At 33.8% G+C, this 18,371-nt stretch carries 28 protein-coding genes and 1 pseudogene; 28 read left to right on the plus strand and 1 reads right to left on the minus strand.

The genetic code is table 11. The annotated features are described in order from the left end of the window. The first annotated feature begins 5 nt into the window (after positions 1-5). The 22 genes from rplE to rpsI all read left to right on the plus strand — a co-directional run bounded on the left by rplE (position 6) and on the right by rpsI (position 12,897). Positions 6-545, plus strand: coding sequence for a 50S ribosomal protein L5 (gene rplE / locus V6C74_RS03295; RefSeq protein WP_002432757.1), 540 nt, complete (start codon positions 6-8; stop codon positions 543-545). Between the two features lie 23 nt (positions 546-568). After that, positions 569-754 carry a type Z 30S ribosomal protein S14 gene (locus V6C74_RS03300; RefSeq protein WP_001829713.1) on the plus strand — a complete coding sequence of 62 codons (186 nt, stop codon included), beginning with the start codon at positions 569-571 and terminating at the stop codon, positions 752-754. A 31-nt stretch (positions 755-785) separates the two neighbouring features. After that, on the plus strand, positions 786-1,184 hold the full coding sequence (rpsH, locus tag V6C74_RS03305; RefSeq protein ID WP_002432853.1) for a 30S ribosomal protein S8: 399 nt from the start codon (positions 786-788) through the stop codon (positions 1,182-1,184). Positions 1,185-1,209: 25 nt separating this feature from the next. Beyond that, the gene (gene rplF / locus V6C74_RS03310; RefSeq protein WP_002453786.1) at positions 1,210-1,746 is read left to right on the plus strand and encodes a 50S ribosomal protein L6; all 537 of its coding nucleotides are present in this window, start codon (positions 1,210-1,212) and stop codon (positions 1,744-1,746) included. 31 nt (positions 1,747-1,777) lie between these two features. Continuing rightward, entirely contained in the window at positions 1,778-2,140 is a 363-nt protein-coding gene (rplR, locus tag V6C74_RS03315; RefSeq protein WP_002432656.1) for a 50S ribosomal protein L18, read from the plus strand. A 20-nt stretch (positions 2,141-2,160) separates the two neighbouring features. Beyond that, positions 2,161-2,661 carry a 30S ribosomal protein S5 gene (gene rpsE, locus V6C74_RS03320; RefSeq protein ID WP_002453785.1) on the plus strand — a complete coding sequence of 167 codons (501 nt, stop codon included), beginning with the start codon at positions 2,161-2,163 and terminating at the stop codon, positions 2,659-2,661. A gap of 16 nt (positions 2,662-2,677) precedes the next feature. Next, complete coding sequence (rpmD, locus tag V6C74_RS03325; RefSeq protein WP_002432330.1) at positions 2,678-2,857, plus strand: 50S ribosomal protein L30; 180 nt, start codon at positions 2,678-2,680, stop codon at positions 2,855-2,857. A 16-nt stretch (positions 2,858-2,873) separates the two neighbouring features. Continuing rightward, positions 2,874-3,314, plus strand: a complete 441-nt coding sequence (gene rplO, locus V6C74_RS03330; RefSeq protein WP_001829796.1) for a 50S ribosomal protein L15 — start codon at positions 2,874-2,876, stop codon at positions 3,312-3,314. After that, positions 3,314-4,606 carry a preprotein translocase subunit SecY gene (gene secY / locus V6C74_RS03335; protein ID WP_002432720.1) on the plus strand — a complete coding sequence of 431 codons (1,293 nt, stop codon included), beginning with the start codon at positions 3,314-3,316 and terminating at the stop codon, positions 4,604-4,606. The genes rplO and secY overlap by 1 nt, the downstream gene beginning before the upstream one ends. A 17-nt stretch (positions 4,607-4,623) precedes the next feature. Further along, positions 4,624-5,271: an adenylate kinase gene (locus V6C74_RS03340; protein ID WP_002453784.1), complete on the plus strand. Its 648-nt coding sequence runs from the start codon at positions 4,624-4,626 to the stop codon at positions 5,269-5,271. 188 nt (positions 5,272-5,459) lie between these two features. After that, on the plus strand, positions 5,460-5,678 hold the full coding sequence (gene infA, locus V6C74_RS03345; RefSeq protein WP_001829792.1) for a translation initiation factor IF-1: 219 nt from the start codon (positions 5,460-5,462) through the stop codon (positions 5,676-5,678). 31 nt (positions 5,679-5,709) lie between these two features. Then, a complete protein-coding gene (rpmJ, locus tag V6C74_RS03350) occupies positions 5,710-5,823 on the plus strand; it encodes a 50S ribosomal protein L36 (RefSeq protein ID WP_001829709.1) in 114 nt (37 codons plus the stop codon). A 22-nt stretch (positions 5,824-5,845) separates the two neighbouring features. Continuing rightward, positions 5,846-6,211, plus strand: a complete 366-nt coding sequence (gene rpsM / locus V6C74_RS03355) for a 30S ribosomal protein S13 (protein WP_002432712.1) — start codon at positions 5,846-5,848, stop codon at positions 6,209-6,211. A gap of 22 nt (positions 6,212-6,233) precedes the next feature. Continuing rightward, positions 6,234-6,623, plus strand: coding sequence for a 30S ribosomal protein S11 (gene rpsK, locus V6C74_RS03360; RefSeq protein ID WP_000101625.1), 390 nt, complete (start codon positions 6,234-6,236; stop codon positions 6,621-6,623). A gap of 76 nt (positions 6,624-6,699) precedes the next feature. Then, positions 6,700-7,644, plus strand: coding sequence for a DNA-directed RNA polymerase subunit alpha (locus V6C74_RS03365; protein WP_002453783.1), 945 nt, complete (start codon positions 6,700-6,702; stop codon positions 7,642-7,644). A gap of 16 nt (positions 7,645-7,660) precedes the next feature. Continuing rightward, a complete protein-coding gene (gene rplQ, locus V6C74_RS03370; RefSeq protein ID WP_002432926.1) occupies positions 7,661-8,029 on the plus strand; it encodes a 50S ribosomal protein L17 in 369 nt (122 codons plus the stop codon). Between the two features lie 489 nt (positions 8,030-8,518). Continuing rightward, entirely contained in the window at positions 8,519-9,328 is an 810-nt protein-coding gene (locus V6C74_RS03375; RefSeq protein ID WP_002453782.1) for an energy-coupling factor transporter ATPase, read from the plus strand. Next, positions 9,325-10,185, plus strand: coding sequence for an energy-coupling factor transporter ATPase (locus V6C74_RS03380; protein ID WP_002453781.1), 861 nt, complete (start codon positions 9,325-9,327; stop codon positions 10,183-10,185). The genes V6C74_RS03375 and V6C74_RS03380 overlap by 4 nt, the downstream gene beginning before the upstream one ends. After that, positions 10,175-10,981, plus strand: a complete 807-nt coding sequence (locus tag V6C74_RS03385) for an energy-coupling factor transporter transmembrane protein EcfT (RefSeq protein WP_002453780.1) — start codon at positions 10,175-10,177, stop codon at positions 10,979-10,981. Before V6C74_RS03380 ends, V6C74_RS03385 begins: the two co-directional genes overlap by 11 nt. Before the next feature lie 3 nt (positions 10,982-10,984). Continuing rightward, positions 10,985-11,788: a tRNA pseudouridine(38-40) synthase TruA gene (gene truA, locus V6C74_RS03390; protein WP_002453779.1), complete on the plus strand. Its 804-nt coding sequence runs from the start codon at positions 10,985-10,987 to the stop codon at positions 11,786-11,788. 259 nt (positions 11,789-12,047) lie between these two features. After that, positions 12,048-12,485, plus strand: coding sequence for a 50S ribosomal protein L13 (rplM, locus tag V6C74_RS03395; RefSeq protein ID WP_002432528.1), 438 nt, complete (start codon positions 12,048-12,050; stop codon positions 12,483-12,485). A 19-nt stretch (positions 12,486-12,504) separates the two neighbouring features. After that, positions 12,505-12,897 carry a 30S ribosomal protein S9 gene (gene rpsI / locus V6C74_RS03400; protein WP_002443706.1) on the plus strand — a complete coding sequence of 131 codons (393 nt, stop codon included), beginning with the start codon at positions 12,505-12,507 and terminating at the stop codon, positions 12,895-12,897. A 216-nt stretch (positions 12,898-13,113) separates the two neighbouring features. On the opposite strand, the gene V6C74_RS03405 is transcribed toward rpsI, so the two are convergent. Beyond that, positions 13,114-13,845, minus strand: a complete 732-nt coding sequence (locus V6C74_RS03405; RefSeq protein WP_002453778.1) for an NAD-dependent protein deacylase — start codon at positions 13,843-13,845, stop codon at positions 13,114-13,116. Between the two features lie 254 nt (positions 13,846-14,099). On the opposite strand from V6C74_RS03405, the gene V6C74_RS03410 reads away from it, so the two are divergent. The 6 genes and pseudogenes from V6C74_RS03410 (at position 14,100) to lacF (ending at position 18,367) form a co-directional block, all read left to right on the plus strand. Then, positions 14,100-14,855: a DeoR/GlpR family DNA-binding transcription regulator gene (locus V6C74_RS03410; protein WP_002453777.1), complete on the plus strand. Its 756-nt coding sequence runs from the start codon at positions 14,100-14,102 to the stop codon at positions 14,853-14,855. A 286-nt stretch (positions 14,856-15,141) separates the two neighbouring features. Further along, positions 15,142-15,570, plus strand: a complete 429-nt coding sequence (gene lacA, locus V6C74_RS03415; protein WP_002432864.1) for a galactose-6-phosphate isomerase subunit LacA — start codon at positions 15,142-15,144, stop codon at positions 15,568-15,570. Between the two features lie 14 nt (positions 15,571-15,584). Continuing rightward, the gene (gene lacB / locus V6C74_RS03420; protein WP_002453776.1) at positions 15,585-16,100 is read left to right on the plus strand and encodes a galactose-6-phosphate isomerase subunit LacB; all 516 of its coding nucleotides are present in this window, start codon (positions 15,585-15,587) and stop codon (positions 16,098-16,100) included. 11 nt (positions 16,101-16,111) lie between these two features. Continuing rightward, positions 16,112-17,044 carry a tagatose-6-phosphate kinase gene (lacC, locus tag V6C74_RS03425; protein WP_002453775.1) on the plus strand — a complete coding sequence of 311 codons (933 nt, stop codon included), beginning with the start codon at positions 16,112-16,114 and terminating at the stop codon, positions 17,042-17,044. Positions 17,045-17,047: 3 nt separating this feature from the next. Then, positions 17,048-18,028, plus strand: a pseudogene (gene lacD / locus V6C74_RS03430) (tagatose-bisphosphate aldolase). A 24-nt stretch (positions 18,029-18,052) separates the two neighbouring features. Next, entirely contained in the window at positions 18,053-18,367 is a 315-nt protein-coding gene (gene lacF, locus V6C74_RS03435; RefSeq protein ID WP_002432608.1) for a PTS lactose transporter subunit IIA, read from the plus strand. Positions 18,368-18,371: the final 4 nt, after the last annotated feature.

The raw sequence follows: 18,371 nt of genomic DNA on the forward strand, positions 1-18,371 counted from the left end.
CCACTTTGAACCGTTTAAAAGAAAAGTATAACTCTGAAGTTACTGAGAACTTAGTTAAAAAATTCAACTATAGTTCAGTAATGGAAGTACCTAAAATCGAAAAAATCGTAGTGAACATGGGTGTAGGTGACGCAGTTCAAAACTCTAAAGTATTAGATAATGCTGTAGAAGAGTTAGAATTAATTACTGGTCAAAAACCATTAGTAACTAAAGCAAAAAAATCAGTTGCAACATTCCGTTTACGTGAAGGTATGCCAATCGGTGCTAAAGTAACACTTCGCGGTGAAAGAATGTATGAATTCTTAGATAAACTTATTGCAGTATCATTACCTCGTGTACGTGACTTCCAAGGCGTTTCTAAAACAGCTTTTGATGGACGCGGTAACTACACTTTAGGTGTTAAAGAACAATTAATTTTCCCTGAAATTGATTATGATAAAGTAAGTAAAGTTAGAGGAATGGATATTGTTATCGTAACAACTGCTAATACTGACGAGGAAGCTCGTGAGTTATTATCAAACTTCGGTATGCCATTTCGTAAATAATCTCTAAAAAGGAGGCTAATTAAGTGGCTAAAACTTCAATGGTTGCTAAGCAACAAAAAAAACAAAAATTCGCTGTACGTGAATATACTCGTTGTGAACGCTGTGGTCGTCCACATTCTGTATATCGTAAATTTAAATTATGCCGTATTTGTTTCCGTGAATTAGCTTACAAAGGCCAAATTCCTGGCGTACGTAAAGCTAGCTGGTAATAATTAAGAGTCTGAAAGGAGGCAACAATCAATGACAATGACAGATCCAATCGCAGATATGCTTACTCGTGTTAGAAATGCAAACATGGTTCGTCACGAGAAGTTAGAATTACCTGCATCTAATATTAAAAAAGAAATCGCTGAAATCTTAAAAAATGAAGGTTTCATTAAAAACGTTGAATACGTAGAAGACGATAAACAAGGTGTTATTCGTTTATTCTTAAAATATGGTCAAAACAATGAACGTGTTATCACAGGATTAAAACGTATCTCTAAACCTGGTTTACGTGTATATGCTAAAGCTAACGAAGTACCTAAAGTATTAAACGGTTTAGGTATTGCATTAGTCTCAACTTCTGAAGGTGTTATCACTGATAAAGAAGCTAGAAAACGTAACGTAGGTGGAGAAATTATCGCGTACGTTTGGTAATTAATTAATAAGGAGGTGCCATAACATGAGTCGTGTTGGTAAGAAAATTATTAACATTCCTAGTGACGTAACAGTAACTTTTGATAATAATCATGTAACTGTTAAAGGTCCAAAAGGTGAATTAGAAAAAACTTTAAATGAAAGAATGACATTCAAACAAGAAGAAAACACAATCGAAGTTGTAAGACCTTCTGATTCTAAAGAAGATAGAACAGACCATGGTACAACTCGTGCTTTATTAAATAATATGGTACTAGGTGTTTCTCAAGGTTTCGAAAAATCACTTGAACTTGTTGGTGTCGGTTACCGTGCGCAAATGCAAGGTAATGACTTAGTACTAAATGTTGGTTATTCTCACCCAGTTGAAATTAAAGCTGAAGACGGTATTACTTTTGCTGTTGAGAAAAACACAACTGTTAAAGTATCTGGTGTTTCTAAAGAACAAGTTGGTGCGATTGCATCTAACATCCGTTCAGTAAGACCTCCAGAACCTTATAAAGGTAAAGGTATTCGTTACCAAGGTGAATATGTTCGCCGTAAAGAAGGTAAAACTGGTAAATAATAGATAACACTCTAAAGAAAGGAGTATTGAAATGATCAGTAAAATTGATAAAAATAAAGTACGTTTGAAAAGACATGCTCGTGTTCGTACTAAATTATCAGGTACAGCTGAAAAGCCACGTTTAAATGTGTATCGTTCAAACAAACACATCTACGCTCAAATTATTGATGATGTTAAAGGCGAAACTTTAGCTCAAGCTTCATCACAAGATAAAGACATTGCAAACGAATCTGCGTCTAAAGTTGATTTATCAACTAAAGTAGGTCAAACAATTGCTAAAAAAGCAAACGATAAAGGTATTAAAGAAATCGTATTCGACCGTGGAGGTTATTTATACCACGGACGTGTTAAAGCATTAGCAGATGCTGCTAGAGAAAGCGGATTAGAATTTTAATTTAAAGGAGGGACACATTCATGGCTCGTAGAGAAGAAGAAACTAAAGAATTTGAAGAACGCGTTGTTACGATAAACCGTGTTGCTAAAGTAGTAAAAGGTGGTCGTCGTTTCCGTTTCACTGCATTAGTGGTTGTAGGTGATAAAAATGGTCGTGTAGGTTTCGGTACTGGTAAAGCTCAAGAGGTACCTGAAGCTATCAAAAAAGCTGTAGAAGCAGCTAAAAAAGATTTAGTAGTTGTTCCACGTGTTGAAGGTACAACTCCTCACACTATTACTGGTCGCTATGGTTCAGGTAGCGTATTAATGAAACCAGCTGCACCTGGTACTGGGGTAATCGCTGGTGGACCTGTTCGTGCCGTATTAGAGTTAGCTGGAATCACTGATATCTTAAGTAAATCATTAGGATCAAATACTCCAATTAATATGGTTCGTGCGACAATCAATGGTTTACAAAACTTAAAAAATGCAGAAGATGTTGCTAAATTACGTGGCAAATCTGTAGAAGAATTATACAATTAAGGAGGGAAAATAAGTTATGGCTAAATTACAAATTACCCTCACTCGTAGTGTTATTGGTCGTCCTGAAACACAACGTAAAACTGTTGAAGCATTAGGTCTTAAAAAAACTAATAGTTCAGTAGTTGTTGAAGATAACCCTGCTATCCGTGGGCAAATCAACAAAGTTAAACATTTATTAACAATTGAAGAAAAATAATTAAGGAGGTGCCGAAATGAAATTACATGAGTTAAAAGCAGCTGAAGGATCACGTCGTGTACGTAACCGTGTAGGTCGTGGTGCTGCAACTGGTAACGGTAAAACTAGTGGCCGTGGTCAAAAAGGTCAAAAAGCACGTTCAGGTGGTAAAGTAAGACCAGGATTTGAAGGTGGACAATTACCTCTATTCCGTCGTTTACCTAAACGTGGTTTCACTAACATTAACCGTAAAGAATATGCTATTGTTAACTTAGACCAACTTAATAAATTTGAAGATGGTACTGAAGTAACTCCAGCTTTATTGGTAGAATCTGGTGTAGTTAAGAATGAAAAATCTGGTATTAAAGTACTAGGTAATGGTTCACTTGATAAGAAATTAACAGTGAAAGCTCATAAATTCTCAGCTTCAGCAGCAGAAGCTATTGATGCTAAAGGTGGAGCACACGAGGTGATCTAATGTTTCAAACGCTTGTGCGTTTCTTTACAACTAAAGAAGTGCGTAACAAGATTTTCTTCACTCTAGCAATGTTAGTAATTTTTAAAATAGGAACGTATATTCCTGCTCCAGGTGTAAATCCTGAAGCATTTAACCATCCGCAGGGTTCTCAAGGTGCCACTGAGTTATTAAATACTTTTGGTGGCGGTGCCTTGAAACGTTTCTCTATCTTTGCGATGGGTATTATGCCCTATATCACCGCATCCATTGTAATGCAATTATTGCAAATGGATATTGTGCCTAAGTTCTCTGAATGGGCTAAGCAAGGTGAAATGGGTCGAAGAAAAATTAATAATGTAACACGTTATTTCGCTATTATTCTAGCTTTTATCCAATCAATAGGCATGGCTTTCCAATTTAACAATTATCTTGGTGGCAAATTGATTATGGATAAATCAATTATGAGTTATTTATTGATTGCAGTTGTTTTAACAGCAGGAACAGCTTTCTTAATTTGGCTTGGTGACCAAATCACTCAGTTTGGTGTTGGTAATGGTATTTCTCTTATCATCTTTGCTGGGATTTTATCTACATTGCCATCTAGTATAGAACAATTTGGCCAATCTTTATTTGTTGGTCAAGATGATACTTCACTAGCATGGTTAAAAATTGCTGGCTTAATCGTAGCATTAATCTTACTAACGGTTGGTGCTATATTCGTACTTGAAGCTAAGCGTAAAATTCCAATTCAATATGCAAAGAAACAATCTACTCAACGATTAGGTACACAAGCAACTTATCTACCTTTAAAAGTTAACTCAGCCGGGGTTATTCCAGTAATCTTTGCGATGGCGTTTTTCTTATTACCAAGAACGTTGACTTTATTCTTCCCTAAAGCTGAATGGGCACAGAATATTGCGGACACTGCCAATCCATCAAGTAATATTGGAATGATCGTTTATATTGTATTAATTATTGCTTTTGCATATTTTTATGCATTTGTTCAAGTTAATCCTGAAAAGATGGCTGATAACCTTAAAAAGCAAGGTAGTTATGTCCCAGGTATAAGACCTGGTGAACAAACCAAAAAATATATTACTAAAGTTCTTTACAGACTGACATTTGTAGGTTCTATATTCCTAGCAGTTATAGCTATTTTACCTATAGTAGCAACTAAATTTATGGGCTTACCACAATCAATTCAAATTGGTGGTACGAGCTTATTAATTGTTATCGGGGTAGCTATTGAAACTATGAAGACATTAGAAGCTCAAGTGACTCAAAAAGAGTACAAAGGCTTTGGTGGTAGATAATTTGTAGGAGGGCACTTATGAATATCATTTTAATGGGTTTACCTGGCGCAGGTAAAGGAACTCAAGCGAGTGAAATTGTTAAGAAATTCCCAATACCACATATTTCTACTGGTGACATGTTCAGAAAAGCGATTAAAGATGAAACTAATTTAGGTAAAGAAGCTAAATCATATATGGATCGTGGAGAATTAGTTCCTGATGAAGTTACTGTAGGTATCGTTAAAGAAAGAATTTCTGAAGACGATGCAAAAAAAGGATTCTTACTAGATGGATTCCCTCGAACTATCGAACAAGCTGAGGCATTAAATAGTATTATGTCTGAGCTTGATAGAGAAATTGATGCAGTTATCAATATCGAAGTTCCTGAGGAAGAACTTATGAATCGTCTTACAGGTCGTCGTATTTGTGAGAAATGTGGTACAACTTATCATCTTGTATTTAATCCTCCAAAAGTTGACGGTATTTGCGATATCGATGGTGGAAAGTTATATCAACGAGAAGATGACAATCCAGAAACAGTATCAAATCGTTTGAGCGTTAATGTAAAACAATCTAAACCTATTTTAGAGTATTACAATGAAAAAGGTGTCTTGAAAAACATTGATGGTTCAAAAGATATTGAAGAAGTAACCAACGATGTCATTGATATCTTAGATCATTTATAATAGATCAACACTATACGGTCTATTGCTTAGTGAATATTTGAGTAAAATTTAATAAAATGAGTGACAAATAACGATTTTTAATTCCCGTATTTTTGTTAAACTTATATTAATTAGTCACGAATAGATTCGTATCGTTAAGTTGTCTATTGACGATTACCTTACTATTGCAAAAAGGGGGAAGTTAATCAATGGCTAAACAAGATGTAATTGAATTAGAAGGTACTGTATTAGATACTTTACCAAATGCAATGTTTAAAGTAGAATTAGAAAATGGTCATGAGATTTTAGCGCACGTAAGTGGTAAAATCAGAATGAATTACATTCGTATTCTACCTGGCGACAAAGTAACTGTTGAGATGTCTCCGTATGATTTATCACGCGGTAGAATTACTTATCGTTATAAATAATCGTCACTCCATAATATAGGGAGGTATAAAAATGAAAGTAAGACCATCAGTAAAACCAATTTGCGAAAAATGCAAAGTCATTAAACGTAAAGGTAAAGTAATGGTAATTTGTGATAATCCTAAGCACAAACAAAGACAAGGTTAATAAAAGAGAGGTGTAAATTAATATGGCACGTATTGCAGGAGTGGATATCCCACGTGAAAAACGCATTGTTATCTCATTAACATACGTTTATGGTATCGGTACTTCAACTGCTAACAAAATTGTTGAAGAAGCTAACGTATCAGCAGATACTCGCGTTAAAGATTTAACTGATGACGAATTAGGTCGTATCCGTGAAGTTGTAGATAGCTACAAAGTAGAAGGTGACTTACGTCGTGAACAAAACTTAAACATCAAACGTTTAATGGAAATTTCATCATACCGTGGAATTCGTCACCGTCGTGGCTTACCAGTTCGTGGTCAAAAAACTAAAAACAACGCACGTACTCGTAAAGGCCCAGTTAAAACAGTAGCTAATAAGAAAAAATAATAGGTAAAGGAGGCAAAAAATAATGGCACGTAAACAAGTATCTCGTAAACGTAGAGTGAAAAAGAATATTGAAAACGGTGTAGCTCATATCCGTTCAACATTCAATAATACTATCGTAACTATCACTGATGAATTCGGTAATGCATTATCTTGGTCATCAGCTGGTGCATTAGGATTCAAAGGATCAAAAAAATCAACACCATTCGCAGCACAAATGGCTTCAGAAACAGCTTCTAAATCAGCTATGGAGCATGGTTTAAAAACTGTTGAAGTAACAGTTAAAGGACCTGGCCCTGGCCGTGAATCAGCTATCCGTGCATTACAATCTGCAGGATTAGAAGTAACTGCAATTAGAGACGTTACTCCAGTACCTCACAACGGTTGTCGTCCACCAAAACGTCGTCGCGTCTAATTTATGATTGTATTGTTACAGGTCACTGAGCAAACAGTTTAAATCTAGTCGACGTATTTAAGGAGGATATTTGTAAATGATAGAAATTGAAAAACCTAGAATTGAGACAATTGAAATTAGTGAAGATGCTAAATTCGGTAAGTTCGTTGTTGAACCACTTGAGCGTGGCTACGGTACTACACTAGGAAACTCCTTACGTCGTATCCTACTATCTTCATTACCAGGTGCAGCCGTTAAGTACATCGAAATTGAAGGAGTTTTACACGAATTTTCAGCAGTAGACAATGTTGTAGAAGATGTTTCAACAATTATTATGAACATTAAAAAATTAGCATTAAAAATTTACTCTGAAGAAGATAAAACTCTAGAAATTGATGTTAAAGATGAAGGCGAAGTAACTGCAAGTGACATTACTCACGACAGCGATGTTGAGATTTTAAATCCAGAACTTAAAATCGCAACAGTGTCTAAAGGTGGACATCTTAAAGTGCGTCTTGTTGCTAATAAGGGTAGAGGTTACGCATTAGCTGAACAGAATAATACTAGTGATTTACCAATTGGTGTAATTCCTGTTGATTCACTATATTCACCTGTAGAACGTGTTAACTACACTGTAGAAAATACACGCGTAGGTCAAAGTAGTGATTTTGATAAATTAACTTTAGATGTTTGGACTAACGGTTCAATCACTCCACAAGAGTCAGTATCATTAGCAGCTAAAATAATGACTGAACACTTGAATATCTTTGTAGGTCTAACTGATGAAGCTCAAAATGCTGAAATCATGATTGAAAAAGAAGAAGATCAAAAAGAAAAAGTACTTGAAATGTCTATCGAAGAATTAGACTTATCAGTACGTTCATATAACTGCTTAAAACGCGCAGGAATCAATTCTGTACAAGAGTTAGCTGATAAATCTGAAGCTGACATGATGAAAGTGCGTAATTTAGGTCGTAAATCTCTAGAAGAAGTTAAATATAAATTAGAAGATTTAGGATTAGGATTAAGAAAAGAAGATTGATAAAGGAGGTTAACTCATGGGTTACAGAAAATTAGGTCGTACTTCTGATCAACGTAAAGCAATGTTACGTGACTTAGCGACATCTCTTATCGTAAGTGAACGTATCGAAACTACAGAAGCTCGTGCTAAAGAAGTTCGCAGTGTTGTAGAGAAATTAATCACTTTAGGTAAAAAAGGAGATTTAGCTTCTCGTCGTAATGCAGCTAAAACTTTACGTAATGTTGAAATCTTAAATGAAGATGAATCAACGCAAACTGCTCTTCAAAAATTATTCGGTGAAATCGCTGAACGTTATAATGAACGTCAAGGTGGTTACACTCGTATCCTTAAAGTAGGCCCACGTCGCGGTGACGGTGCTGAATCAGTAATTATCGAATTAGTATAATTTAAATAGGGTAGGATAATTTACAATTAGATTTCATTATCCTTACCCTTACCTTAATAAATACACTTACTACTTATATATAAAGCAAATGAGTGCAACGATAATGTTTGCCACATACAAATATTGTCTAGCTCAGAGTACCCCATCTAACTAAATATTTTCTATAAGCGTGAACTCAACAATTTGATGGGGTGCGCGCTTTTTTATTTGAATTGGACTAAAATTCAGTTTTAACCTCTATTTCGTTGTCCAATTTTAGTAAATAAGACTGATATTATATAGAGGTTATAGTCATTCGAACTTAATATCAGTCACTTATTTTTTTATTTAAGCTGAGACATTTTTAATGCTATATGTCCCAGCTTTTTATTTTTATCTAATACCTATTTAGTTCGATGTAAATAACTCATATGTGATATACAGATAAATTGAATTATTGTAAAATATTTAAAGTAATATTCAATATTCGAGTTTAAGGAGTTGTTTAATGTGAAAAGTCTTGATAATATCATTGAATTTAATAATGTATCATTTCAGTATCAAAGTGATGCGGCTTTTACATTAAATAACGTTAGTTTTACAATTCCTTCTGGTAAATGGACTTCAATTGTTGGACACAATGGATCAGGTAAATCAACTATTGCTAAATTAATAGTCGGAATTGAAAAAGCTAATGAAGGACATATACTATTTAAAAATAAAAAAATTGATATTAATAGTATTCAAGAAGTTAGAAATCACATAGGTATTGTATTTCAAAATCCTGATAATCAATTTGTTGGTTCTACAGTAAAGTTTGATGTGGCATTTGGCCTTGAAAATCATGCCATACCTCATGATGATATGCAAAAGATTGTCGATCGTTCCTTATCGGAAGTAGATATGTTAGATAAAGCTGATTATGAACCACATTCGCTCTCAGGAGGGCAGAAGCAACGCGTTGCTATAGCTGGAGTTTTAGCACTAAACCCGTCTGTTATAATTTTAGATGAGGCGACGACAATGCTTGATCCTAATGCAAAGGCATCACTTTTAAAACTCGTTCATGAAGTTAAAGAGAATAATGACGTTACGATTATTTCAATTACGCATGACTTAGATGAAGTTATTGAAGCAGATAATGTTATCGTGATGAATAATGGAACGGTGTTCAAACAAGGGTCCCCTCAAGAAATATTTAAATATACAGATGAACTTACTGCTATAGGTTTGGATTTACCTTTCTCTATGAAAATAAATCAACGATTAGGATTCGATTCGTCATTTGTTACTTACGAAGGGTTGGTCAAAAAGTTATGACTATACAGATGAATAATGTCAGCTACACTTATCAAAAAGGAACACCATATGAGTATAATGCAATAGAAGATGTCAATTTAACATTTGAACAAGGTAATTATTATGCTATAGTCGGTCAAACAGGTAGTGGCAAATCTACTTTAATTCAGCATATCAATGCACTTTTAAAACCAACAAAAGGGTCTATTACATTTGATGAAATAGAAATATCTCATAAAACTAAAGATAAATACTTAAGACCTATTCGTAAAAAGGTAGGAATGGTCTTCCAATTTCCTGAATCTCAATTATTTGAAGATAGTGTAGAAAAAGAAATAGAGTTTGGCCCTAAAAATTTTAAATTGGACTTAGAAAAGGTAAAGGAAAAGTCTTATCAATTATTATTAGATTTAGGTTTTTCTAGAGATATTATGTCTCTTTCTCCTTTTCAAATGTCTGGCGGGCAAATGAGAAAAATAGCAATCGTATCTATATTATCTATGAATCCTGAAGTTATTATTTTAGATGAGCCGACAGCAGGTTTAGATCCACAAAGTAAAAAACAAATCATGTCTTTAATTAAACGCATACAAATAGAAGAAAATAAGACAATCATTCTTGTTTCACATGACATGAATGATGTCGCACGTTATGCTGACGAGGTCATAGTCCTAAATAAAGGGCGAGTGGTAGAAACTAAAGAGCCGAGAGCGTTATTTAGGTCTACAAGCCAATTAGAAGATTGGCATATTACTTTGCCCAACATAGTAAAATTACAAAAAGACTTTGAATATAAGTATAATACTACTTTACCTAAATTAGCGTTAAACGAAGAAGAATTTGCGAGTTTATATAGGGAGTGGCAGAATGAAAAATAAATTAATCATTGGACGTTATCTCCCAAATCATTCGATTGTACATCATCTTGATCCTAGAGCAAAACTTATCTTTGTTTTTGTGTTTATAGTCTATATTTTCTTTTGCCATTCGTTTGGAACTTACGCATGGATATTTTTACTTATAATTGTTTTTATGAAATTAGCTAAAATACCATTCGGGTTTTTAATGAAAGGTCTCACGCCTATATTTTTCTTTTTAATATTTACTTTTTTAATGCATATTTTCTTTACTAATGGGGGTAAGATACTTTTTCATTGGGGAATCCTTACAATAGAATCCGATGGTGTTCTTGAAGGTATCTATATCTCTCTAAGACTTATATTTATTGTTATGATTGCGACAATAATGACATTATCTACTAGCCCTATAGATTTGACTGATGCATTTGAAAGATTATTATCACCTCTAAAGCTAGTTAAGGTGCCAGTGCATCAATTAAGCATGATGATGTCCATTGCATTAAGATTTATTCCTACGTTAATGGATGAATTAGAAAAAATTATCTTAGCTCAGAAATCAAGAGGTTCCGAAATAAGTTCAGGTAGCATAGTAACTAGAATAAAAGCATTCATCCCTTTAATGATTCCGTTATTTATTTCTGCTTTCCAAAGAGCCGAAGAATTAGCAATAGCGATGGAAGTTAGAGGATATGATATGAATGTTAAACGTACGAGTTATAGGTTATTACATTGGCGTCTAAGAGATACATTTGCTTTATTAACATTAATACCAATTGCAATTATCCTATATATTATTAAGTTCTCAGGAGTGTAGACATTGCGAATTTTAGTAGAAATAGCATACCAGGGTAATCAATTTTTAGGATTTCAAATCCAACAACAAGGAAGAACTGTACAGCAACAATTTGAAAAGATTTTAAAACGTATGCATAAACGACATGTACGAATTCATCCTACCAGTCGTACAGATAGAGGGGTGCATGCGTATCAACAATTTTTCCATTTTGATACTGAGTTAAATATAGATAATCAACAATGGCAATATGCGATGAACCGTTTTTTACCTGATGATATTTACGTCAAAAACGTTCATACAGTAGAAGAAAACTTTCATTGTAGATATGATTGTGTCGGCAAGAGATATCGCTATAAAGTTTATCAAGGAGAACATCGTAATCCCTTTAAAAGTGGTCTCGAAACATTTATAAATAGTGATTTAGATTTATCAAAAATGAATGAAGCTGCGCATCATTTTATTGGTACACATGACTTTACGGGGTTTTGTTCTCAGAAAACGGAAGTGGAAAGTAAAGTAAGAACGTTATACCAAAGTGAAGTGGTTCAAACTGAGACAGGTTTTGATTATGTGGTTACTGGTTCTGGATTTCTTTATAACATGGTTCGTGTTCTTGTAGCATTTTTAATAGAGGTGGGAAAAGGGAAGCGACAACCCGACGAAGTTCCGCAACTACTTGAAGAAAAAAATAGAAACAATGTGCCTTTTACTGCTCCGGCAGAAGGACTATACTTAGAAAAGATTTATTTGTCGCCAGAATCTTTAACAGAAGAGTTTGGAAATGATATTAAAATACATCTTAAAAAATCATTGGAAAATGACTGAATGTCATTGACAAAAGCATTGTGAAATTATAAGATTATTAACGGTATTGTTTTATATCACCCCACGATAAGCCCCGGAAACTTATTGTGTTACTAGATATATAAGCAAAGTAGAACAACAGTTAATAAAATAAATGAAATCTTACGCTTTTAAATCGTAACAAATATTAAAATTGTGCGTTTTCTGATCATAGGTTCGAATGTGATCAATTAACAAAACAATTAAGAATGAAGCATTTATTTTTAGGAGGACAATTATTATGCGTCAAACATTTATGGCAAATGAATCAAACATTGAGCGCAAATGGTATGTTATTGATGCTGAAGGCCAAACATTAGGTCGTTTATCATCTGAAGTAGCTGCTATCTTACGCGGTAAAAATAAAGTAACTTATACACCACACGTTGATACTGGTGACTATGTGATCATCATCAACGCTTCAAAAATCGAATTCACTGGTAATAAAGAACAAGATAAAATGTATCACCGTCATTCAAATCACCCAGGTGGTTTAAAATCAATCACAGCTGGTGAATTAAGAAGAACAAACCCAGAACGTTTATTAGAAACTTCTATCAAAGGTATGTTACCAAGTTCACGCTTAGGTGAAAAACAAGGTAAAAAATTATTTGTATATGGTGGCGCTGAACATCCACACGCTGCACAACAACCAGAAAACTACGAGTTACGTGGTTAATTAGAAGGAGGAAATTACATTGGCACAAGTTGAATATAAAGGTACAGGCCGTCGTAAAAACTCAGTAGCACGTGTACGTTTAGTACCAGGCGAAGGTAACATTACAGTTAATAACCGTGACGTACGTGACTACTTACCATTCGAATCATTAATCTTAGACTTAAATCAACCATTCGATGTTACTGAAACTAAAGGTAACTATGACGTTTTAGTAAACGTTCACGGTGGTGGTTTCACTGGACAAGCTCAAGCTATCCGTCACGGAATCGCTCGTGCTTTATTAGAAGCTGACCCTGAATACAGAGGTTCTTTAAAACGCGCTGGATTACTTACTCGTGACCCACGTATGAAAGAACGTAAAAAACCAGGTCTTAAAAAAGCTCGTCGTTCTCCACAATTCTCAAAACGTTAATTTTGGCGAACGCACAAAAACACTTCCCATTATTTGGGAAGTGTTTTTTTATTTTCAATGATTATTGGTTATAGAAATAGTAATTAGAATCCGTGTGTTGTCGTTTATAACTTTTTATTTTATATATTCATTTTTAAGCGAGCTTCTCTATATTTTTAGTTACTAATTATTAAATTAAAAAGATAGCATGATTGTTTCACGCTACTTGTATATGGTCTATTTTTTCATGATCTTTTCGACGACTTCTGTCATATCATCATGTATGACTAAGTCAGCACTTTGATCATATGGTGTGCGATCACTATTGATTATTATTAAATTGTCACCTTTAAATTCTGAAACGAAACCTGCTGCTGGTTGTACTACAAGTGAAGAACCTAGAACAACTAGCGTGTCAGCTTTTTGTATTTTTCCTAAAGCTCTGAATACTGTGTTTTGATTCAACATTTCTCCGTATAATACAATATCTGGTCTTATAATTTGCCCACATTTTTCACAATATCGAATGTGATTTTCCATCACTTGAGATTTTGAGTATTCATTGTAGCATTTGATACAGTAAAAGCGATTTAAAGTGCCGTGTAACTCATCGACATGACGACTTCCTGCATCTGAATGCAAGCCATCAATATTTTGAGTAATAACACCTAAAGATTTGTGTTCACGTTCTAAAGCAGCAATCCACTGATGTACAATATTTGGCTTTTTATCAGCTATTAATAATCTTTTATGATAAAAATCAATAAAACTCTCTTTATCATCATTTAAATGATCTACGCTTAGTAAATACTCAGGAGATTGACCATCCTTTGAAATCTCATCAAATAGACCTCCCATCGAGCGGAAATCTGGAATACCACTTGCTACTGAAACACCCGCGCCTGTAAAAAACACAATGTTATTGGATCTTTCTAAAATACTTTTTAATAGTTGAATTTCCTTTTCCATTGAATCACCTCAGTTTTTTGATTTATTTATAATAAATGGAAATCTGTAATTCTTATCTCAAATAACAGCAGGGATATTATTATAGATTCCATGTTATGATTTTTTAGTAGCAACAACTTCACATAAAATATTACTTTATCATTTTAAAGTATTTAATGTATGTTATAAAATTATATTAAGACATAAGAAAAGTAATTTAAAGTTTAAACAAATTAAGTTTGTAAATGATGTAATCGTAGGAAGTGGATATAGATATGAATAAATATGATAGACTCGACGAAATTACAAAACTCATCAACAAAAGAGGAACGGTTAGAACAAATGAAATTGTAGAAGGTCTTAATGTATCAGATATGACTGTTCGACGTGATTTAGCAGAGTTAGAAGAGAAAGGCGTTCTCACTAAGATACATGGTGGAGCTCGTAGTAATTCTGCATTTCAATATAAAGAAATGTCTCACCAAGAAAAACATACGCACTACATTGAGGAGAAACGCTATATCGCCAAAAAAGCAGTAGAGCTTATAGAAAATGGTGACACAATATTCTTAGGGCCAGGTACTACTGTGCAAAAATTGGCAGAAGAAATTCACCACCATTCACTTACTGTTATCACCAATTGTTTACCAGTTTTTAAAATCCTCATGAATAAACAGAGCTTACATTTTAGAGTGTATCTGCTAGGTGGAGAAATGAGAGATTTAACTGAAGCTTTCGTGGGAGAAATGACGAATCAATTATTGAATAACTTGAGATTTAGTAAGATGTTTTTTAGTAGTAATGGGGTTAAAGATGGTGTAGTGATGACATCTTCAATAGATGAAGCTTACACCCAACAACTTGCTCTAAAACATTCAATAGAGAAATATTTACTTATTGATTCTTCAAAAATTGGAAAAGATGATTTTTCATCTTTCTGTGAATTAAAAGAATTAAATGCGGTATTAATGGATAATAATAATTCGGAAAAGACAGAACAAGTTGAAAAATATGTTGAGGTCATTGACTAAAATATAGAATTTAATATCTATTAATTAATTATCCTTTATAGAGCGGTAAATGAATTCATTCTTTGAGAATGAGATTTCATTTCCGCTCTTTTTTGTTGATTTACAAAGCCAGTATAAACACTAAGTTCACTAAATGTTTGAAAACAAACATTAAATAAACAAAGTTCAAACAATATATGTTGAATTATTGTTGTATAGTGTTTATAATTTAAACATAGGTAATTGAAAGCGCTTTTCTTAATTGATATGTGTTTGCTTTCAAAATCATTTTAAAAGGAGACTTAAAATGACAATTATTATTGGTTCTGATGTAGATGGTAAACGTCTTAAAGATTTAATTAAAGTTTATTTGAAAGAGAACGATTTCGAAGTATTAGATGTAACTGAGGGTAAAGATTTAGATTTTGTAGATTCAACAGTATCTGTTGCACGTGAAGTTCAAAAGTCTGACGACAATTTAGGTATTGCCATCGACGCTTATGGTGCAGGTAGTTTTATAGTTGCTACAAAAATTAAAGGGATGATTGCAGCTGAAGTTTCAGATGAACGTTCAGCATATATGACTAGAGGCCATAATAATTCAAAAATGATTACTCTAGGTTCAGAAATTGTTGGGGACACATTAGCTAAGAATGTAGTTAAAGGTTTCGTTAATGGACACTACGATGGTGGGCGTCACCAAATTCGCGTAGATATGCTCAATAAAATGTGCTAATAGGAGGAGAATAAATGAAAATTGCTTTAGGTTGTGACCATATTGTCACTGATACAAAAATGGAAGTATCTCAGTTTTTAAAGTCAAAAGGACACGAAGTTATTGATGTTGGAACATATGACTTCACACGTACGCATTATCCTATTTTCGGTAAAAAAGTAGGAGAAGAAGTTGTAAACGGTAATGCTGACTTAGGTGTATGTATTTGCGGTACTGGTGTTGGTATTAATAATGCGGTTAACAAAGTTGCTGGCGTTCGTTCTGCACTTGTACGTGATATGACTTCAGCTTTATATGCGAAAGAGGAATTAAATGCAAATGTTATTGGTTTTGGTGGTAAAATCATCGGCGAACTTTTAATGTGCGATATTATTGAAGCATTTATCAATGCTGAGTATAAACCAACAGAAGAAAATAAAAAATTAATTACAAAAATTAATCATCTTGAAAGTCATAATGCTAAACAAGAAGATCCACATTTCTTTGATGAATTTTTAGAAAAGTGGGATAAAGGCGAATATCACGATTAAGGAAGTACAACGTGATTTTAACTTTAACATTAAATCCTTCGGTAGATATCTCTTATCCATTGGATGAATTACATATTGATACAGTTAATAGAGTTCAAAACGTTAGTAAGACAGCTGGTGGAAAGGGACTCAATGTAACTAGGGTGTTATCACAACTCAATGAACAAGTTGTTGCCACTGGCTTTTTGGGTGGTAAAATAGGCGATTTTATAGCAGAAAAGTTGAATCACAATCAAGTGAAACATTCATTTTTCAAAATTAAAGGTGAAACTAGGAATTGTATTGCTATATTGCATAATGGCAACCAAACAGAGATTTTGGAGCAAGGACCAACAATAACTGTGGATGAATCAACAGGGTTTTTGAAGCATTTAAAAGATCTAATACCAAAAGCTAAATCGGTTGTTATTTCTGGGAGCTTACCAAAAGGTGTAGATTCAAATTATTATTCAAAAATAATTGATATATGTAGTGAAAATGATAAACCAGTCGTGCTGGATTGTGCTGGAGAAACATTAAAGGAAGCGTTACAAAATAATCACAAACCGACAGTGATAAAGCCAAATATTGAAGAATTATCACAATTGATTTCTACGGAACTTAATGAATCAACTGAAGAGCTGAAAAAAGCTTTAAATCATCAATTATTTAAAGGTATTGAGTGGATTATTGTTTCTTTAGGTGCGAATGGTGCGTTTGCTAAACATAATAATCAATTTTATAAAGTAAACATTCCTTCGATTAAAGTACTTAATCCAGTGGGTTCTGGAGATTCAACAGTTGCAGGAATAGCTTCAGCAATTGTTCATCATGAAAGTGATGAGAATCTACTTAAGAAGGCAAACACTTTAGGAATGTTAAATGCTCAAGAGGCACAAACAGGTTATGTAAATATGTCTAATTATTCTCAGCTCTTTGACCAAATTGAAATTATAGAGGTGTAAAACATGGTAAAAACAACTCAAAAAACGGCATCAATTGAACATCTAAGTAATGATAAAGGTGTCATCTCAGCTTTAGCTTTTGACCAACGTGGTGCGTTAAAACGTATGATGGCAAAACATCAAACAGATGAACCTACAATTGAGCAAATTGAACAATTAAAAGTTTTAGTATCAGAAGAGTTAACGCAATACGCGTCATCTATTCTTTTAGATCCTGAATATGGTTTACCTGCATCAGAAGCTCGTAATAAAGAGTGTGGTTTATTACTTGCCTATGAAAAAACAGGATATGACGTTAACGCAAAAGGTCGATTACCTGACCGTTTAGTAGAATGGTCAGCTAAACGACTTAAAGAGCAAGGTGCAAATGCCGTTAAATTCTTGCTTTATTATGACGTCGACGATGCAGAAGAAATTAATATTCAGAAGAAAGCTTACATTGAACGAATTGGATCTGAATGTGTAGCTGAAGATATTCCATTTTTCTTAGAAGTTCTCACTTATGACGATAATATTCCAGATAATAGTAGTCTAGAATTTGCGAAAGTGAAACCAAGAAAAGTAAATGAAGCGATGAAACTATTCTCAGAAGATCGCTTTAATGTTGATGTCTTAAAAGTAGAAGTACCAGTAAATATGAAATATGTTGAAGGATTCACTGATGGAGAAGTAGCTTATTCTAAAGAAGAAGCAGCACAACATTTTAAAGACCAAGACGCTTCAACAAAATTACCATATATTTACTTAAGTGCAGGCGTTTCTGCTGAACTTTTCTAAGAGACTTTAAAATTTGCACATGACGCAGGAGCTCAATTCAATGGAGTACTTTGTGGTAGAGCTACTTGGGCAGGCGCAGTTCAAGTATATATCGAAAAAGGTGAAGAAGCGGCTAGACAATGGCTTCGTACTACAGGATTCAAAAACATTGACGAGTTGAATAAAGTTTTAGAAACGACTGCAACATCATGGAAAGAGAGAGTTTAATTCTCGAAAGGGGACAGACACATCATGAATAGAGAAGAAGTACAATTATTAGGTTTTGAAATTGTTGCTTACGCTGGAGATGCACGGTCTAAGTTTTTAGAGGCATTAACAGCCGCACAAGAGGGAGAGTATGATAAAGCCGAATCTTTAATAGAAGAGGGTAATCAGTGCATTGCTGATGCACATCGTGCTCAAACTAGTTTATTACAAAAAGAAGCTCAAGGAGACGACATTGCTTATAGTGTAACGATGATGCATGGTCAAGATCATTTAATGACTACTATTTTATTAAAAGATCTAATGAAGCATTTAATCGAATTATATAAAAGAAAGAGTTGACCTT

The organism is Staphylococcus capitis subsp. capitis (assembly GCF_040739495.1).
GTDB classification, from domain to species: domain Bacteria; phylum Bacillota; class Bacilli; order Staphylococcales; family Staphylococcaceae; genus Staphylococcus; species Staphylococcus capitis.

Bases quoted from the DNA above. Each gene is read 5' to 3' on its own strand.
- rpsH (WP_002432853.1), top strand. From the start codon at position 786: ATGACAATGACAGATCCAATCGCAGATATGCTTACTCGTGTTAGAAAT.
- rplF (WP_002453786.1), top strand. From the start codon at position 1,210: ATGAGTCGTGTTGGTAAGAAAATTATTAACATTCCTAGTGACGTAACA.
- rplR (WP_002432656.1), top strand. From the start codon at position 1,778: ATGATCAGTAAAATTGATAAAAATAAAGTACGTTTGAAAAGACATGCT.
- rpsE (WP_002453785.1), top strand. From the start codon at position 2,161: ATGGCTCGTAGAGAAGAAGAAACTAAAGAATTTGAAGAACGCGTTGTT.
- rpmD (WP_002432330.1), top strand. From the start codon at position 2,678: ATGGCTAAATTACAAATTACCCTCACTCGTAGTGTTATTGGTCGTCCT.
- rplO (WP_001829796.1), top strand. From the start codon at position 2,874: ATGAAATTACATGAGTTAAAAGCAGCTGAAGGATCACGTCGTGTACGT.
- secY (WP_002432720.1), top strand. From the start codon at position 3,314: ATGTTTCAAACGCTTGTGCGTTTCTTTACAACTAAAGAAGTGCGTAAC.
- V6C74_RS03340 (WP_002453784.1), top strand. From the start codon at position 4,624: ATGAATATCATTTTAATGGGTTTACCTGGCGCAGGTAAAGGAACTCAA.
- infA (WP_001829792.1), top strand. From the start codon at position 5,460: ATGGCTAAACAAGATGTAATTGAATTAGAAGGTACTGTATTAGATACT.
- rpmJ (WP_001829709.1), top strand. From the start codon at position 5,710: ATGAAAGTAAGACCATCAGTAAAACCAATTTGCGAAAAATGCAAAGTC.
- rpsM (WP_002432712.1), top strand. From the start codon at position 5,846: ATGGCACGTATTGCAGGAGTGGATATCCCACGTGAAAAACGCATTGTT.
- rpsK (WP_000101625.1), top strand. From the start codon at position 6,234: ATGGCACGTAAACAAGTATCTCGTAAACGTAGAGTGAAAAAGAATATT.
- V6C74_RS03365 (WP_002453783.1), top strand. From the start codon at position 6,700: ATGATAGAAATTGAAAAACCTAGAATTGAGACAATTGAAATTAGTGAA.
- rplQ (WP_002432926.1), top strand. From the start codon at position 7,661: ATGGGTTACAGAAAATTAGGTCGTACTTCTGATCAACGTAAAGCAATG.
- V6C74_RS03380 (WP_002453781.1), top strand. From the start codon at position 9,325: ATGACTATACAGATGAATAATGTCAGCTACACTTATCAAAAAGGAACA.
- V6C74_RS03385 (WP_002453780.1), top strand. From the start codon at position 10,175: ATGAAAAATAAATTAATCATTGGACGTTATCTCCCAAATCATTCGATT.
- rplM (WP_002432528.1), top strand. From the start codon at position 12,048: ATGCGTCAAACATTTATGGCAAATGAATCAAACATTGAGCGCAAATGG.
- V6C74_RS03405 (WP_002453778.1), bottom strand. From the start codon at position 13,845: ATGGAAAAGGAAATTCAACTATTAAAAAGTATTTTAGAAAGATCCAAT.
- V6C74_RS03410 (WP_002453777.1), top strand. From the start codon at position 14,100: ATGAATAAATATGATAGACTCGACGAAATTACAAAACTCATCAACAAA.
- lacA (WP_002432864.1), top strand. From the start codon at position 15,142: ATGACAATTATTATTGGTTCTGATGTAGATGGTAAACGTCTTAAAGAT.
- lacB (WP_002453776.1), top strand. From the start codon at position 15,585: ATGAAAATTGCTTTAGGTTGTGACCATATTGTCACTGATACAAAAATG.
- lacF (WP_002432608.1), top strand. From the start codon at position 18,053: ATGAATAGAGAAGAAGTACAATTATTAGGTTTTGAAATTGTTGCTTAC.